Origin of the sequence: Shinella agrisoli (genome assembly GCF_046557955.1) — a bacterium.
Lineage (GTDB): Bacteria > Pseudomonadota > Alphaproteobacteria > Rhizobiales > Rhizobiaceae > Shinella.
Window position 1 is genome coordinate 94,592 of sequence record NZ_JBJIEP010000003.1, and the last position, 14,794, is coordinate 109,385.

The following is a 14,794-nucleotide window of genomic DNA, read 5'->3' on the forward strand; positions in this document are numbered from 1 at the left end:
GCACTTTGAGATCAGCCCTCAGCGATAGGGCGAATAGCACTGGCGGCGCGGGCCGTTATAGGGCTGGAACGTGTTGTCGTAGGCCCGGTAGGAACGATAGCGGTTCGCGCACCACTGCACATGCGAGCCGCCGCCGGCATAGGCGCGGTCGTTGGCGATGGCGCTGCCCATCATGGCGGCGCCCATGCCCATGATGGCCAACGGCACCCAGGAATTGTCGCGGTGACGGTAGCGGCGATGGCCGTAGCGATAACCGGGCCGGCCACCGTACCAGCCGTGGCGATAACTCGGGCGGCCGCCATACCAGTCGCGGTACGCGCGATGGCCGTGCCAGCGGCGCCCTTCATGATGGCGCCAGTGCCGGTGCCCGCGCCAGTGACGGCGGACATACGGGCGATGATCGACGCGCAGCACATCGGTTGCCGCTTCGACCGGCTGCACCTTGGCGACCGGCAGCGGCATCGCGCCGGCAGGCACCGCAGGCGTTGCGGCAAACAGCGCCGAGAGCGCGACGGCAAGGCATTTGCTTGTGAGTCTCATGACACTTCTCCCGGATCGGTCGCCCCGGCCTTGGGCCGAGGGGCGATTTTCCAGAAAAACGCGCACCCGGCCCCATTGTTCCGCATGCGTGCATTAGCCCTTCGTTAACCACGTCTGCCCCACCATCGCCGCTTGCGGAGGACCAGCGATTCGCGAAGGAGCGTCCATGAACCCGAAGCAGCTTTCCGGCCTCGCCGCCCTTCTCCTGTCGGCGGCCCTTTTCCTTCCGGCCAAGGCGGCCGACGTGGAACCGTGGAAGAAGCCGGAAAACGCCATCGTCATCGACGCCTACGAGCTCAACGAGATCGACTGGTCGCAAATGCTCTCCGACAAGCGCATCGCCGGCTTCATCTCGAAGGCTTCCGACGGGCTGCCGGAGAGCTACAGCTGCAAGGGCGACCACGGCGGCGACACCGTCGCGCACTGCAAGACCATGTGGCGCAAGTATGCGGTGAGCCGCGAACTCTACGAGACGCGCCGGCTTCTCGCCCGCTCGAAGGGCCTGCTGTGGGGCGCCTACCATCTCGCCCGCCCCGGCAACCCGGTCGACCAGGCGAACCATTTCCTCGACTACGCCAATCCGCAGGACGACGAGATGATGGTGCTGGACATCGAGGGCATCGATCCGAACAAATACATGTCGCTTGCCGATGCGCAGGTCTTCGCCGGCCACATCAGGACGCGCACCGGCCGCTATCCGGTGCTCTACACCAACCACGTCACCGCCCGCCACATCGCCGACAACCGCGACAAGTACCGCATCCTCTCGCGCCTGCCGCTCTGGTATGCCCGCTACAGGCCGGGCATCACGGGCAGCTTCCCGATGGGCAACTGGGAGAATTACGCGCTCTGGCAGTTCTCCGCCGCCGTCAACTGCTCGAAGCGGCGCTGCCCCTACCGCGTCAAGGGCGCGCACAACGACATCGACGTCAACGTCGCGCCGATGACGAAGGCCGAGCTCAGGAAGGTCTGGGCCTTCGGCAGCCTCCTGCCGGAAAAGCCCTTCGAGCCGGTGGACGAGATCCTCACCGCCTCCATCCCCGCCGCCGGCACGTTGAAGGCGAAGGCGGAAGCATCCGCCTCGGCCGGCGCCGAAGCGCAGACGACGGGCGCCGTCACGCTCGCTTCCGGCACGCTCGCCTCCTTCCCCGTCGGCGTTGCCGCCGAGGCGGAGGCCGGCCTTAAGGCGGCGGGCACGGTGACGGTCACGCCCGGCCGCCGCGTGGTCGAGATCACGCCGCTCAACTACCAGGACTTCTGAGCGGCCTACCAGCCGCCTCCGCCACCGCCGCCACCTCCGCCGCCGGACGAGCCGCCGCCGGAGGAGAAGCCGGAGGACGAGCTTCTCGGCGGGTCGGGCAGCGACGACGTCATCGTGCTGGCCATGGAGCCGGCAAAGCCGCCCATGCGATCGGAGAAGCCGCCGGAGGAGAAGCTGTCGCCGTGATACCAGGCAGGCTGGTAGGCGGCTGCGCCGGCCGCCACGGCGGCGGCAAGCCAGCGGTCGAATGTTTCCGACCAGGGCTTCTCCACGCCGAGCGCCACGGCATAGGGCAGCAGCGTCTCGAAATGGCGCGGCGACATTTCCGGCGCGCCGGCCATGTTCATCCGGTCCTTTTCCGCCAGCGTCAGGTACTGGCGCAGGCCCTCGATGCCGTCCATCATCTTGCGGCCGAGCGGCGTCGGCGCGCCCATCAGGAAGAAGAAGACGAGGTTGGCGACGACGATGCCGCCGACCGCGGCGAAGAGCGGCAGGTGGCCGGCCGCATCGCTGGCCGCAAAGAGCGCGACGGCGACGCCGCCGAAGACGCTGACGAAAACGAAGCCCGCGAAGGCGATGATCGCGACGGCCAAGATGCGCGCGCCGAGCGATTTCGCCCGCCGGAAGTTCTGCCCGAGCGCCACCGCGAAGACCGACACGAAGACCGAGGCGAAGACGGGCAGGATGACGAGCACGATGCCCTCCTCCGGCAGCGAGCCGAAGAACAGCAGGGCCGCCAGGCAGGCGAGCGAAAGCAGGATGCCGCCGATCACCTGCGGCCAGTTGGCGAGGTAGTATTTCCGCCGGTGCTCCTTCTCCATCGCATCGCGGAAATCGGCGCCGAGCCGCTGGACGCGCTTGCCGTTGGACTTCTCGATGGCAAGGCTCGACCCGGCGGGGCCGAGCGCGCCGACGAGCACCTTCTCGCCGGTCGGCAGATCCGCCCCCGCCGGCTTTTCCGTGCGGGTGACGACGATCGATTTCCTGAGATCCTGCAATTCGACCAGCCCCTTGACCGCAAGATTCAGGAAGGAGGCCGAAATCGCCGTCCAGCCGCGCCCGCCGAACCCCTTCTCGTCGATATAGTTGACGAGGGCCGGCGACATGCCCTCCGGCGCGTCCCAGCGCGGAACGACCACACCGCGCGGCGGATCGCGGCCGACGGAGAGCCAGGCCCAGAGGTAGTAACCGACGACGAGGACCAGTCCGCCGAAGGCGAGGAACAGGTCGCGGTTGTCCTTGAAGAACAGGGCGCGCTCTTCCGCCGCCGTGGGCTTGTCGATGCTGCCGGCCGGCATTTTCACGCCGATGGTCAGCCCCTCCTGCGGGCCCAGCGCGCGCGTCGTCTCGAACGTCGCCCGGTTGCCGCGGTTCTCGGCCCGCGCGTTCCTCTCGGTCGCGCCGAAGGGGCCGGTGAAGTAGGTGAGCTCCTCGGCGCTGACGCCCGAGGGCAGGGTCACCGCGGCGCTCGCGCGGCGGATCGGAAAGGCCCATTCCGTCCCGGTGACGTTCCAGAAAAGCTCGTCGTGCGTGTCGAAGAAGCGGATCTGCCGGCTCGTCTCGTAGGTCAGGCGGTATTCGTGGAAGCCGCGGTCGAGCAGCACGTCGGCCGAGCCGAAATAGATGCGGATGCCGCGGCGGATGCTCTGCGTGCGATAGGGTTCGGCCCGTCCGTCGCGCTCCACGCTCACGATCTTGAAGCCGACCTCGCGCTCGCGGCCTTGCGCATCGGTGAAGGTCAGCGGGAAATCGCGATAGATGCCGCGGCGGATCTGGTTGCCCTCGGCATGGACGCGGATCGTCTCGGTCACCGTCAGCGTGCCGTTCTTCGCCAGCGCGATGTCGGAATGGTAGCGGTCGAAATATTCCTCCGCCCGCGCCGCGCCGCCGACAACAAGGCAGAGCCACAGCGTCAGGAGAGCGGCAACGCGCGTCATGGAGAACCCCGGGCCTAGAACTTCACGGTCGGCACGGCCCTGTCGGCCGGATCGTCGATCTCGAAATAGGGCGCCTTGACGAATTTGAAGAGGGTGGCGAGGAGGTTCGACGGGAAGCTTTCCACCTTCACGTTGAGGTCGCGGGCCGCGCCGTTGTAGTAGCGGCGCGACATCTGGATCTCGCCTTCGATCGTTTCCAGCGTCTGCTGGAGCTCGGCGAAGTTCTGGTTGGCCTTGAGGTCCGGATAGGCCTCGGCAAGGGCGAAGAGGCGGCCGAGCGCCTGGCTCAGCATGCCCTCCGCCTGGGCGCGGCCGGCGACATCCCCGGCGGGCACGGCCTGCGCGCGGTTGCGCAGCTCGACGACCTTCTCCAGCGTCTCCTTCTCGTGGCTGGCATATCCCTTCACGGTCTCGATGAGGTTGGGGATGAGGTCGGCGCGGCGCTTCAGCTGCACGTCGATGCCGGACCAGGCCTCCTCCTTCATCTGCCGTGCGCGCACGAGGCCGTTGTAGATGATGATGGCGTAGATGACGACCACCGCCGCGATTGCCAGACCGATCATGACGTTCTCCGCTCCTGTTCTGCGTCAGGCGCGAGCTTAGCATCCGCAACGGCGCTGGAAAGCCCCTTCTGCCTGCCGCCCCCTGTAACCTTGGGAACCGCGCCGCCGCGCGGCTTGCCCGATAGTCGCTTCATCGACAACACGAACCTTGAAGCAACCGTCATGAAAGCCCTCGCCCTCACCATCAACGTCCTCGGTTTCACCGCCCTCTTGCTCGCCTACACGATGGGCGCCGCGGTCGAGCGTCCGACGGGGGTGCGCCGGGCCCTCCAGACCTATGCCGGCCAGCTGCCGACCGGCGCGATGCCGACGCTGAAGCCGGTGTGGGAATTGGGCGTGAAGGTCACGACGCTGGCTTGATCCTGCTGCCCACTCAGGCCGCGTCCCGGGTCCAGTTCGCCCCGCCGGCGTCCGTCAGCAGGAAGGCCTCGCCGCAGGCCTTGGCCAGCGTGCGCACGCGCAGGATGTAGCTCTGGCGCTCGGTGACGGAGATCACGCCGCGCGCATCGAGCAGGTTGAAGACGTGGGACGCCTTGATGCACTGGTCGTAGGCCGGCAGCACGCATTTGTGCAGCGCATTGGCATCGCCCGGCGCGCCGGCGGCGAGCAGCGCCTGGCACTCCTTCTCCGCGTCGACGAAATGCCGGTGCAGCATGGCGGTGTCGGCATATTCGAAGTTGTGGCGGGAATATTCCTGCTCCGCCTGGAGGAAGACGTCGCCGTAGGTGATCTTCTCCGCGCCCTCGCGGCCGTTGAAGTTGAGGTCGTAGACGTTGTCGACGCCCTGCACGTACATGGCGAGGCGCTCGAGGCCGTAGGTCAGCTCGCCCGAAACCGGCGCGCACTCGATGCCGCAGACCTGCTGGAAATAGGTGAACTGCGAGACCTCCATGCCGTCGCACCAGCATTCCCAGCCGAGCCCCCAGGCGCCGAGCGTCGGGCTTTCCCAGTCGTCCTCGACGAAGCGCACGTCGTGCAGCAGCGGATCGAGGCCGATGGCGGCGAGCGAGCCGAGGTAGAGCTCCTGGAGGTTCGACGGGTTCGGCTTCAGGATGACCTGGTACTGGTAATAGTGCTGGAGCCGGTTCGGGTTCTCGCCGTAGCGGCCGTCCGAGGGCCGGCGCGAGGGCTGGACGTAGGCGGCGCGCCACGGTTTCGGCCCGAGCGCGCGCAGCGTCGTCGCCGGGTGGAACGTGCCGGCGCCCACTTCCATGTCGTAGGGCTGGAGCACGGCGCAGCCCTTGTCCGCCCAGTAGTTGTGCAGCGTCAGGATCAGCCCCTGGAAGGAGCGGGTCGGGTGCATGTGGTCAGGCAGGGCAGAGGTCATCGCGTCGATCCGGGCATTCTTTTGAAAAGCTGGCGGACTGGTGCCACGATGCGCTTGAAGGGTCAAGGGTTTCGGCCTTCCGGCCGAAACGCTCTCAATGCCGTTCGAGCGAGCGGAAGAGGCCGGAGCCGGCCGCCTGGGTGACGGCCTGAACCCGCTGCGGCGCAAGGTCCGGCACCTGCCGGACGCGCTGGCGCGCCCCGCCCGGCACGCGGGCGCCGTACCAGGCCGCAAGCGCCGGCAGCGCGCGGCGGAGCGTGCCCGCCGCCTGCCAGCCGAGCGCCTTCAGCGCCGCCGTATCGAGCGGCGAGCGGCTGGCATTGCCCGGCCGGCCGCCGGTTAAGGTCACGCCGGCGACGGGGTCCTGCACGGCATCGAGGACCATGCGGGCGACGGACAGGATGTCGTGCACCTCGTCGCCGGCCACGTTGTAGGCGGCGTTTTCCGCCCCGCGCGTGACGACCGCGCGCAGCGCGGCGCAGAAATCCGCCATCGTGACGAAGGCGCGCGTCTGCGTGCCGTCGCCGTGCACCGGCAGCGCCCTGCCGACGGTCGCCATCTCCAGGAAGCGCGGCAGCAGCTTCTCCGTGTTCTGGCGCGTGCCGACGATGTTGACCGGCCGCAGCACGCGGATGTCGAGGTCGAAGGAGCGGGCGAGGCCGGCGATCAGCATTTCGGCGGCCGCCTTGGAGGCGCCGTAGGGATTGTCCGGCAGGAGCGGCGCGCGTTCGCCGATCGGCTGGCCCGTGCCGGCGCCGTAGACCTCCGCCGAGCTGATATGGATCATCAGCGGCACGCGGCGGCGGCCCATCGCCTCCACGAGCACCTGCGTGCCGAGCGCATTGGCGACCGTGAAGCGTTCCGGCACGGCGAAGGCGCGCTCGACATGGCTTTCGCCGGCCGCATGGACGACGAGGTCGGCGTCCTTCAGCACCTCGGTCACGAGGTCGAGATTGCCGACGTCGCCCTCCTGGATCGTCACGCGGCCCGTGCGGAAGGCGGCGTCGAGATGGGACATGTCGGCAGCATAGGTGAAGGCATCGAGCACGCGGATGCGGGCGTTCGGGCAGTGCGCCAAGAGATCGTCGACGATGTGCGAGCCGACGAAGCCCGCACCGCCCGTCACGACGATGGTGCGAATCCGGTCGAGGTCGAGCGAGGCCATGGTTTCCTCCGTTCCCTGCGGATGCATCGCGGACCGCCTCATGCGGCCCTCGCCTCACAGATCGGCCCTCCTGCGCGCGGGCGCAACGCGGGCCGTGCAATGCAAACGAAGAAATGCGGCGTTAACCTTACGGGGCGTGGTTAATGTGCCGCCTCGGCACGGCGGGGGCCTTTCCGGCGCTCCCGCGACAGCACGCAACCGTGCCGCAACGCTACTCGTCGTCGCGGCGCAGGCGATACTCGCCGGTTTCGGGATCCTTGATCAGCGTGCCGTCGGCCCCGGTGCGGCGTTCCTCCTCGGAGCGCCTGCGCAGGCGGCTCAGCCGCTCGGCATCCGCCACGAACTTGCGGTAGCCGAACCAGGCAAGCCCGACGACGAGAAGCAGAAAGATGATCTGGGCCATCGCCCCTCCCCTTTGTTTTCGTTGTTCTTTCGCAGTTCCGGACGCAACGCCGCCGCACGCCTTGCCGGGACGGCTGCCGCCCTATCCGGACAGGCCGAAGCGGCCCCACAGCGCCTTTTCCTCCGCAAGGTCGGCCACGGCCGCCACGCCGGCAGAGCCTATACGCTCCGCCATGTCCGCGGAAAGCCCTCCGACGCCCGGCGTCCTGCGGCCGAACAGCCCCTTGGGCGCCGAGACGAGCTCCAGCCGCGTCTTCGGCCCGTAGCGCCGTTTCAGCTCCGAGCGCATGTCGGAAAGCCCGTCGACGAGGCCGAGCGCGCGGCCGCGCGCGCCCGTCCAGAACAGGCCGGAGAAGAGGTCCGGGTCGTCCGAAAGCTTGGCCCCGCGGCGCGTCTTCACCATGTCGATGAAGACCTCGTGGATTTCCAGCTGGAGGGATTTCAGATATTCGATCTCGTGCGCGCGCTCGGGCTGGAACGGGTCGAGGATCGCCTTGTTGGCGCCCGCCGTATAGACGCGCCGCTCGACGCCGATCTTCTTCAGCATTTCCGGAAAGCCGAATCCGCCCGAGACGACGCCGATGGAGCCGACGATCGAGGTCGGATCGGCGAAGATCTCGTCGCCGGCGAGCGCGATCATGTAGCCGCCCGAGGCCGCGACGTCCTCGACGAAGACGAGGACGTGCTTGCCCTCCTCCGCGGCGAGGTCGCGGATGCGCTGGAAGATCAGCCGCGCCTGCACCGGCGAGCCGCCGGGCGAGTTGATGGAGATCGCGACGGCGGGCGATTGCCTGTAGGCGAAGGCCTTTTCCAGCGCCGGCGCGGCGGCGGCAAGGTTGAGGGGCGGGCGGAACTGGCTGCCGCTCGCCATGATCGCCCCGTGCAGCCGGACGACCGGGATCGCGACACCCTCCTTGCGGAACCTCTTCGGCACCAGCCTCCTCAAAAATCCGGCCATCGCGATCCTGTCTCCTGTTCGGTTGCCCGGCAGATGTATGCACGGGCGGCGAAAACGCAATGGCGGCGCTGAAAATTCAGGTTTTCGGCAGGCGCGGATAGCTCGCCAGGCCGTTGTTGAGGTCGTTGACGAAGGGGGTGAAGCCGTGCTGGCCGGGCTCGTGCATGACAAGCGGCATGCGCAGGGCAAGCTTGGTGCGCGAGCCCTTGACGGCGGTCACCAGGATGCGCAGGGCCGTTTCCCCGGCGCGGGCGTGAAGCGGCGTGATCTCGATGCCGCCGAAACGGCGGCCGCAGGCGGCGATGATCTCGGCGATCGATTGCGGGCGGGCGATCAGCGAGAGCTGTCCGCCCGGCTTCATGATGGCGCCGGCCGTCTTGATCCAGCGCTCGAAAAGGTCGTGCTCCATCGCATGGGCCTCGGCCTTCAGCGCGTCCGGCGTGCGGCTGTCGATGCGGTCGTTGAAGGGCGGGTTCATGATGACGTGGTCGTAGGCGTCGTCCGCCAGCCCGGCCGCGATGCGCGCCTTGCCGGAGAGCGACACGTCCGCCTCCAGCACCGAGACGCGCGGGGCGAAAGCCGCATTGGAGGCCAGCGCCAGCGTCTTGCGGGCGAAACCCACCATCAGCGGCGAGCGCTCGACCAGCAGCACCTCGGCTCTTTCGATGCGCGCGGCGACGGCAAGGCCGGCGGCGCCCGCCCCGGCGCCGAGATCGGCCACGCGCATCGGCCCCTCGCCGGTCACCAGCGCGGCGAGCAGCATGGCGTCCATGCCCGAGCGGTGGCCGATGCCCTTCGGCTGGACGAGGTGGAAGCGGCCGTAATGGAAGGCGTCGACGGTTTCGGTGACGGTCATGGGCGGACGGCCCCCGGAACGGCAGGCACCCCTCTGCCCCCTTGCGGAGCTGGCAGAAAGGGGTGGCGCGCCGGATGCCGAGGCCGGATCGATACCGATGCGGGTGCCGGACCACCCCCCTCTGCCGGCGCTGCCGGCATCTTTCCCGCAAGGGGGGAGAAAGGCGTCCGCCGCGCCGCCTTCCCCGGCATCACCGCTTCCCTAACGGCCGCAGCTCCGCGGCCAGCCCCGCATCGCTGAGGATCCGCCGCGCCTCGTCCTCCCGGTCGCCCTCCACCAGGAAGCGGCGCGGCAGCATGCCGAGGGAGCCTTCGAGGATGCTCATGCCCTCGTCGGCGATCAGGCAGTGGATTCCCGCCTCCTTCATCAGGCTCTGCGCGAAGGAGAGCAGCACGGCGTCGTTGGTGCGGATCAGCTCGATCATTCCGGTCCTTTTCCAGCCATTATTCCGAAGGCGGGACAATTCGCCTCTTGCCGCAGAAGGCCCCGCTTTCTATTGTCTTTCAACAAAAATGAACAGGAGTCCGGGCATTTGGGCGTCGTGATACCGCTTGAAGAAGGCAAAAACAAACAGGCATCGGTGAAGCCGCTCGTGGACCTCACGAAAGCCGACATGGAGCGGGTGAACCAGCTCATCCTGTCGAAGGCCGGTTCCGACGTGCAGATGATCCCGGAGGTCGCCAACCACCTGATCTCCTCGGGCGGCAAGCGGCTGCGCCCCATGCTGACGCTCGCGGCCGCCTCGATGTTCGGCTATGACGGCGACCAGCACATCAAGCTCGCCACCAGCGTCGAGTTCATGCACACGGCGACGCTGCTGCACGACGACGTGGTGGACGAGAGCGACATGCGCCGCGGCAAGTCCACCGCGCGCATGATCTGGGGCAACCAGGCGAGCGTGCTCGTCGGCGACTTCCTGCTCGGCCAGGCCTTCAAGATGATGGTCGAGGTCGGCTCGCTGGAGGCGCTCGACGTGCTCTCGACCGCAGCCACCGTGATCGCGGAAGGCGAGGTGCTCCAGCTCTCCGTCGCCAAGAACATGGAGACGACCGAGGACGACTACCTCCAGGTCATCCGCGCCAAGACGGCGGCGCTCTTCGCGGCCGCCGCGGAAGTCGGCCCGATCATCGCCAATACCGGCAGGGCGGAGCGCAACGCGCTGAAATCCTACGGCATGAACCTCGGCCTCGCCTTCCAGCTCGTCGACGACGCGCTGGACTACGGCGGCAAGGCGGCCGATCTCGGCAAGAACACCGGCGACGATTTCCGCGAGGGCAAGATCACGCTGCCGGTCATCCTCGCCTGGCGCCGCGGCACGGCGGAGGACCGCGCCTTCTGGCGGGAGGCCATCGAGGGCGGAAAGAGCGACGACGCCAATCTCGAGCGCGCGCTCGGCCTCATTTCCCGCTACGGCGGCCTCACCGACACGATCGCCCGCGCGCAGCATTACGGCATGATCGCCCGCGATGCGCTCGCCCCGCTGCCGGCGACGCCCTGGAAGAACGCGCTGCTCGAAGTCATCGATTTCTGCATTTCCCGCGTCAGCTGACCTGCGAGGACGCGCGCCTTCGGCGCCGGCATCGCACCCCGAAGAACGGTTGACGCTCCCCGAGGGGTCGGTGGTGACATGCTTTCCGGAACGGCCGCCTTTTTGTGGCGCTTGCGAGCGACCACGTTCGGCACTTCTATGTGCCGGCGTGCCGTTCCACCCGGCCGGCCGAATCGAGCCGGCAGGATTTTCTTGCCGCACCGCGCCAAAAAAGCCATTCTCTGCCGTCATGAGTCCGTGACTGATTTGGGCGCCGTTGTGGCATAATTCGTCACGGCCGGCCTCCGGGGCGAACTCCATACTTTGTGGCGAAAGGCATTTTGATGCGGCATTCCCTTCTCCTTCGGCTTCTTTCCGGCGTGGCGATTGCGGCAGGCATCGCGCTCACCGGCCCTTTGGCGGCTTACGCGGAGGAAAAGCCCGCAGCGGCCGCCGCCGAGGAAAAGCCGTTCGACCCATCGGGCGTCAACACCTTCTCCGGCGCGTTCCTTGCCGCCCGCACCGCGGATTTCGACAAGGACTACGAGACCGCCGTCGCGCTCTACAAGATCGCGCTGCGGTTCGATCCGACCAATTCCGGCGTCAAGCAGCGCCTGATGGTGACGCAGCTGATGAACGGCGACTTCCAGGAGGGCGTCAAGCTCGCCGATGCCCTCAAGAACGATCCGTCCGTCGAGCGCATCACCTCCGTCGTGCGCGGCATGGAAGCGATCCGCAAGCGCGAATACAAGACCGCCGAACGGATCCTCGCCTACAAGGGGCCGAACGATCTCGACCGCATGATGAACGACCTGCTGCTCGCCTGGGCCAAGTTCGGCGACGGCAAGTCGAAGGAGGCGCTCAAGCTCATCCACGGCATGGAAGGGCCGGAATGGCTCGCCATCTTCAAGAACTACCATGCCGGCGCGCTGGCGGCCGCGGCCGGCGACAAGGCGACGGCGCGCGCGCGGCTCAACGATGCGATCCTCGACCGCAACGGCGCGAGCGCGGCTCCCGATACGTTCCTGCGCGCCGTGATGGCGCTCGCGCGGCTCGAAGCGCGCGAAGGCAACAAGCAGAAGGCGCTCGATGCGGTTTCGGTCGGCGACAACTTCATCACCAGCTATGCGCCGCTGAAGGCGCTGCGCCAGAGCATCGAGGCCGGCGAGAAGCAGGAGCAGCAGGTGCGCACGGCCGCGCAGGGCGCCGCCGCCGTGCTCTTCTCCATCGGCGGGGCGCTGAACCGCGAGGGGGCGGAGGACATCGTCTCGCTTTACCTCCAGGCGGCCCGCGCGCTCGACCCGGACAGCGACGACGTTCTCGTCCTGCTCGGCGGCCTTGCCGAAAACCAGAAGAAGCCGGAGCGCGCCATCGAGTATTACCGCGCCGTGCCGGAAAAATCGCCGATGCGGCGCATCTCCGAGCTGCAGCTCGGCCTCAACCTCGCCGACACGGGCAAGGTCGAGGAGGCCAAGAAGCACCTGCAGGCGCTGATCGACGCCGACCCGGCGGACCTGCGCTCCTACCTGGCGCTCGGCAGCGTGCTTTCCGACGCCAAGGACTACCGGGCGATGGGCACGCTCTACGACAAGGCCGTGGACGTGATCGGCGCGGTGCCGACCCGAAACCACTGGAGCATCTTCTTCCAGCGCGGCATCGCCTACGAGCGGCTGAAGGAATGGGAAAAGGCCGAGCCGAACTTCCGCAAGGCGCTGGAGCTGAACCCGGACCAGCCGCAGGTGCTGAACTATCTCGGCTATTCCTGGGTGGACATGAACATGAACCTCGACGAGGGGCTGGACATGATCCGCAAGGCGGTGAGCCTCAAGCCGGACGACGGCTACATCGTCGATTCGCTCGGCTGGGCCTATTATCGCCTGGGCCGCTTCGACGACGCGGTGGCGGAGCTGGAGCGCGCGGCCGAGCTCAAGGCGGGCGACCCGACGATCAACGACCACCTCGGCGACGCCTACTGGCGCGTCGGCCGCAAGCTGGAAGCCACCTTCCAGTGGAACCGTGCGCTCGGCCTGAAGCCGGAAGAGGCGGAAATCCCGAAGATCAAGCTGAAGATCGAGAACGGCCTGCCCGAGCTGAAGAAATCCGAGCCGGCCTCCGCCGAGGCGAAGGAAGACAGGCCGGCGCAGAACACCTCGCCGGAAAGCAAGGCCGCCGACCGCAAGTCCTGACCGCATGTCCGCCGACAGCCTTTCGGGCTTTTCGGTCCGCGAGCCGGCACCGGCCAAGATCAACCTCGCGCTCGCCGTCGTCGGCCGGCGCGCGGACGGCTATCACCTCCTCGACAGCCTCGTGACCTTCACCGCCTTCGGCGACCGCCTCGGCCTGTCGCCGGCGAAAGAGGACCGATTCACCCTCTCCGGCCAGTTTTCCGGCGCGCTTGCGGCCGACGGCGACAACCTCGTCCTGCGGGCGCGCGAGCGCCTGCGGGCCGCGCTCGCGCGCACGGGGCAAGCCGCCCCGCCCGTCCATATCCATCTCGAAAAGAACCTGCCCGTCGCCTCGGGCATCGGCGGCGGCTCGGCGGACGCGGCAGCCGCGCTGCGCGGCCTGCTTGCGCTCTGGCGGGCGCGCCTGCCGGAAGGCGAACTCCGCGCCCTCGCGCTCGGCCTCGGCGCCGACGTGCCGATGTGCCTTGCCGGGCGGGCGCTGATCGCCCGCGGCATCGGCGAGAAGATCACGCCGGTCTCCATGCCGGCGCTCGCCATGGTGCTCGCCAACCCCCTCGTCGGTGTCTCGACGCCCGCCGTCTTCAAGGCGCTCGCCTCGAAGGACAATCCGCCGCTCGCCCTGCCCGCCATGCCCGCGGACTGGCTGGAGGCCATCGCGGCCCTGCGCAACGACCTGGAGCCCCCTGCCCGGAAGCTCTGCCCGGAGATTTCCCTTGTCGCGCACGAACTTGCCGCGACCGATGCGCGCGTGGTGCGCATGTCCGGTTCCGGCGCCACCTCGTTCGCGCTATACAGGAGCAACGCGGCGGCCGAGGCGGCGGCGGCGGCGCTTTCGCGGCGGCATCCGCACTGGTTCTTCACCGCCACGACCACCCTGGGAGCGGCCGATGGCGCGCATTGACGAAACGAGGCCCTTCATTCCGGTCGGCATCGCCGTGCTCACCGTCTCGGACACGCGCACCCCCGAAACGGACAGGTCCGGCGACACGCTCGCCGCCCGCATAGAAGAGGCCGGCCACCGCCTTGCCGCCCGCGCGATCGTGCCGGACGACATCGCCGCGATCCGCGCCCAGGTCGAGGCCTGGACCCGCGACGAGGCGATCGACGTGGTCGTCACCACGGGCGGCACGGGCTTTACCGGCCGCGACGTGACGCCGGAAGCGCTGGAACCGATCTTCGAGAAGCGCATGGACGGCTTTTCCGAGGTCTTCCACCGCATCTCCTACGACAAGATCGGCACGTCGACGATCCAGTCGCGCGCGACGGGGGGCGTCCTCAACGCCACCTTCGTCTTCGTGCTGCCGGGCTCGCCCGGCGCCTGCAAGGACGCCTGGGACGGCATCCTGAAGGCGCAGCTCGACTACCGCCACATGCCCTGCAATTTCGTGGAAATCATGCCGCGCCTCGACGAGCACCTGAAGCGCTCGGCCAGCTAATTTAGAGCATCTGCCGAACCGGCGCGCATCGCCTTCACCGCCCAGGCCGGCACGATCTCGGCGACGAGCCGGCGTACCTTGACGCCGCGGGCGACGTCGGCGAGCGCCATGCCCGTGCGCACGGTCGCAGAGGCCTGGCGCTTGCTGACCAGGTAGCCCTGCTCCAGCGGCGGGACACGGCGGCCGAGACGCTTGAAGAACGGCCGGCGATGGCTGCGCGAGCCCAGGAAGCGCGCCGGGCCGGTGTTGACCGCGACATGGTCGACGACCGCGTCGACCCAGCCCGTCACCGGCCGCGCGCCGGGCTCGAGCAGCAGCAGCCAGTCGCCGCGGGCCGAGCGCACGACGTCCTTGATGTCCCAGTTGGTCAGGAACCGGCAGCCGGCCGCGTCCGCCACCTTGGAGGAGCCGTCGCGCGAGCCGTGGTCGAGCACGATCACGTCGCGCACGACGCCCTCGACCGCGCCCGCAACGAGCGCCGAAAGCGTCTGCGCCAGCTCCGCCTCGTTGTCCCGGCATTCCATGATGATCGTCAGCATCTCCCTCCCATACCGCATTGCAGCATCGATTTCCACCGCCCGGCGGAAGCCTTGTTTCCGCATGGTTAGGCGACATGGTTAGCGCGGAACGGAAAT

16 protein-coding genes are annotated in these 14,794 nt (G+C 68.2%); 6 read left to right on the plus strand and 10 right to left on the minus strand.

Features of this window, described 5'->3' with window-relative positions:
- Positions 1 to 18: 18 nt before the first annotated feature.
- Positions 19 to 540, minus strand: coding sequence for a BA14K family protein (locus ACIIOY_RS03245; RefSeq protein WP_411033188.1), 522 nt, complete (start codon positions 538 to 540; stop codon positions 19 to 21).
- Positions 541 to 706: 166 nt separating this feature from the next.
- Between ACIIOY_RS03245 and ACIIOY_RS03250 the strand changes: the two genes are divergently transcribed.
- A complete protein-coding gene (locus ACIIOY_RS03250) occupies positions 707 to 1,801 on the plus strand; it encodes a glycoside hydrolase family 25 protein (RefSeq protein ID WP_411033189.1) in 1,095 nt (364 codons plus the stop codon).
- A 5-nt stretch (positions 1,802 to 1,806) separates the two neighbouring features.
- On the opposite strand, the gene ACIIOY_RS03255 is transcribed toward ACIIOY_RS03250, so the two are convergent.
- A complete protein-coding gene (locus tag ACIIOY_RS03255) occupies positions 1,807 to 3,738 on the minus strand; it encodes a DUF2207 domain-containing protein (protein ID WP_411033190.1) in 1,932 nt (643 codons plus the stop codon).
- Positions 3,739 to 3,752: 14 nt separating this feature from the next.
- Positions 3,753 to 4,301, minus strand: a complete 549-nt coding sequence (locus tag ACIIOY_RS03260; RefSeq protein WP_411033191.1) for a LemA family protein — start codon at positions 4,299 to 4,301, stop codon at positions 3,753 to 3,755.
- Between the two features lie 162 nt (positions 4,302 to 4,463).
- Between ACIIOY_RS03260 and ACIIOY_RS03265 the strand changes: the two genes are divergently transcribed.
- A complete protein-coding gene (locus ACIIOY_RS03265; RefSeq protein WP_411033192.1) occupies positions 4,464 to 4,661 on the plus strand; it encodes a hypothetical protein in 198 nt (65 codons plus the stop codon).
- Positions 4,662 to 4,674: 13 nt separating this feature from the next.
- On the opposite strand, the gene ACIIOY_RS03270 is transcribed toward ACIIOY_RS03265, so the two are convergent.
- The 6 genes from ACIIOY_RS03270 to ACIIOY_RS03295 form a co-directional block, all read right to left on the minus strand.
- Positions 4,675 to 5,628: a glycine--tRNA ligase subunit alpha gene (locus ACIIOY_RS03270; protein WP_411033193.1), complete on the minus strand. Its 954-nt coding sequence runs from the start codon at positions 5,626 to 5,628 to the stop codon at positions 4,675 to 4,677.
- A 94-nt stretch (positions 5,629 to 5,722) separates the two neighbouring features.
- Positions 5,723 to 6,793, minus strand: a complete 1,071-nt coding sequence (locus tag ACIIOY_RS03275) for a dTDP-glucose 4,6-dehydratase (protein ID WP_411033194.1) — start codon at positions 6,791 to 6,793, stop codon at positions 5,723 to 5,725.
- 211 nt (positions 6,794 to 7,004) lie between these two features.
- Positions 7,005 to 7,196 (minus strand): hypothetical protein, encoded by a 192-nt coding sequence (locus tag ACIIOY_RS03280; RefSeq protein WP_411033195.1) that lies wholly within the window; start codon positions 7,194 to 7,196, stop codon positions 7,005 to 7,007.
- 81 nt (positions 7,197 to 7,277) lie between these two features.
- Complete coding sequence (locus ACIIOY_RS03285) at positions 7,278 to 8,153, minus strand: S49 family peptidase (RefSeq protein WP_411033196.1); 876 nt, start codon at positions 8,151 to 8,153, stop codon at positions 7,278 to 7,280.
- 76 nt (positions 8,154 to 8,229) lie between these two features.
- A complete protein-coding gene (locus tag ACIIOY_RS03290; protein ID WP_411033197.1) occupies positions 8,230 to 9,009 on the minus strand; it encodes a tRNA1(Val) (adenine(37)-N6)-methyltransferase in 780 nt (259 codons plus the stop codon).
- A gap of 190 nt (positions 9,010 to 9,199) precedes the next feature.
- The gene (locus ACIIOY_RS03295) at positions 9,200 to 9,433 is read right to left on the minus strand and encodes a putative signal transducing protein (protein ID WP_411033198.1); all 234 of its coding nucleotides are present in this window, start codon (positions 9,431 to 9,433) and stop codon (positions 9,200 to 9,202) included.
- Between the two features lie 108 nt (positions 9,434 to 9,541).
- On the opposite strand from ACIIOY_RS03295, the gene ACIIOY_RS03300 reads away from it, so the two are divergent.
- From ACIIOY_RS03300 to moaB, 4 genes are all read left to right on the plus strand, one after another.
- On the plus strand, positions 9,542 to 10,558 hold the full coding sequence (locus ACIIOY_RS03300) for a polyprenyl synthetase family protein (protein WP_411033199.1): 1,017 nt from the start codon (positions 9,542 to 9,544) through the stop codon (positions 10,556 to 10,558).
- Between the two features lie 323 nt (positions 10,559 to 10,881).
- Positions 10,882 to 12,723, plus strand: coding sequence for a tetratricopeptide repeat protein (locus tag ACIIOY_RS03305; RefSeq protein WP_411033200.1), 1,842 nt, complete (start codon positions 10,882 to 10,884; stop codon positions 12,721 to 12,723).
- Between the two features lie 4 nt (positions 12,724 to 12,727).
- Positions 12,728 to 13,624 carry a 4-(cytidine 5'-diphospho)-2-C-methyl-D-erythritol kinase gene (locus ACIIOY_RS03310; protein ID WP_411033201.1) on the plus strand — a complete coding sequence of 299 codons (897 nt, stop codon included), beginning with the start codon at positions 12,728 to 12,730 and terminating at the stop codon, positions 13,622 to 13,624.
- The gene (moaB, locus tag ACIIOY_RS03315) at positions 13,611 to 14,159 is read left to right on the plus strand and encodes a molybdenum cofactor biosynthesis protein B (protein ID WP_411033202.1); all 549 of its coding nucleotides are present in this window, start codon (positions 13,611 to 13,613) and stop codon (positions 14,157 to 14,159) included. Before ACIIOY_RS03310 ends, moaB begins: the two co-directional genes overlap by 14 nt.
- Here moaB and ACIIOY_RS03320 read toward each other — a convergent pair.
- Positions 14,156 to 14,698 (minus strand): glycosyltransferase family protein, encoded by a 543-nt coding sequence (locus ACIIOY_RS03320; RefSeq protein WP_411033203.1) that lies wholly within the window; start codon positions 14,696 to 14,698, stop codon positions 14,156 to 14,158. The genes moaB and ACIIOY_RS03320 overlap by 4 nt on opposite strands.
- Positions 14,699 to 14,794: the final 96 nt, after the last annotated feature.

Excerpts from the sequence above, each read along its gene's own strand:
- ACIIOY_RS03245 (WP_411033188.1), bottom strand. The coding sequence starts at position 540 with ATGAGACTCACAAGCAAATGCCTTGCCGTCGCGCTCTCGGCGCTGTTT.
- ACIIOY_RS03250 (WP_411033189.1), top strand. The coding sequence starts at position 707 with ATGAACCCGAAGCAGCTTTCCGGCCTCGCCGCCCTTCTCCTGTCGGCG.
- ACIIOY_RS03255 (WP_411033190.1), bottom strand. The coding sequence starts at position 3,738 with ATGACGCGCGTTGCCGCTCTCCTGACGCTGTGGCTCTGCCTTGTTGTC.
- ACIIOY_RS03260 (WP_411033191.1), bottom strand. The coding sequence starts at position 4,301 with ATGATCGGTCTGGCAATCGCGGCGGTGGTCGTCATCTACGCCATCATC.
- ACIIOY_RS03265 (WP_411033192.1), top strand. The coding sequence starts at position 4,464 with ATGAAAGCCCTCGCCCTCACCATCAACGTCCTCGGTTTCACCGCCCTC.
- ACIIOY_RS03270 (WP_411033193.1), bottom strand. The coding sequence starts at position 5,628 with ATGACCTCTGCCCTGCCTGACCACATGCACCCGACCCGCTCCTTCCAG.
- ACIIOY_RS03275 (WP_411033194.1), bottom strand. The coding sequence starts at position 6,793 with ATGGCCTCGCTCGACCTCGACCGGATTCGCACCATCGTCGTGACGGGC.
- ACIIOY_RS03280 (WP_411033195.1), bottom strand. The coding sequence starts at position 7,196 with ATGGCCCAGATCATCTTTCTGCTTCTCGTCGTCGGGCTTGCCTGGTTC.
- ACIIOY_RS03285 (WP_411033196.1), bottom strand. The coding sequence starts at position 8,153 with ATGGCCGGATTTTTGAGGAGGCTGGTGCCGAAGAGGTTCCGCAAGGAG.
- ACIIOY_RS03290 (WP_411033197.1), bottom strand. The coding sequence starts at position 9,009 with ATGACCGTCACCGAAACCGTCGACGCCTTCCATTACGGCCGCTTCCAC.
- ACIIOY_RS03295 (WP_411033198.1), bottom strand. The coding sequence starts at position 9,433 with ATGATCGAGCTGATCCGCACCAACGACGCCGTGCTGCTCTCCTTCGCG.
- ACIIOY_RS03305 (WP_411033200.1), top strand. The coding sequence starts at position 10,882 with ATGCGGCATTCCCTTCTCCTTCGGCTTCTTTCCGGCGTGGCGATTGCG.
- ACIIOY_RS03310 (WP_411033201.1), top strand. The coding sequence starts at position 12,728 with ATGTCCGCCGACAGCCTTTCGGGCTTTTCGGTCCGCGAGCCGGCACCG.
- moaB (WP_411033202.1), top strand. The coding sequence starts at position 13,611 with ATGGCGCGCATTGACGAAACGAGGCCCTTCATTCCGGTCGGCATCGCC.
- ACIIOY_RS03320 (WP_411033203.1), bottom strand. The coding sequence starts at position 14,698 with ATGCTGACGATCATCATGGAATGCCGGGACAACGAGGCGGAGCTGGCG.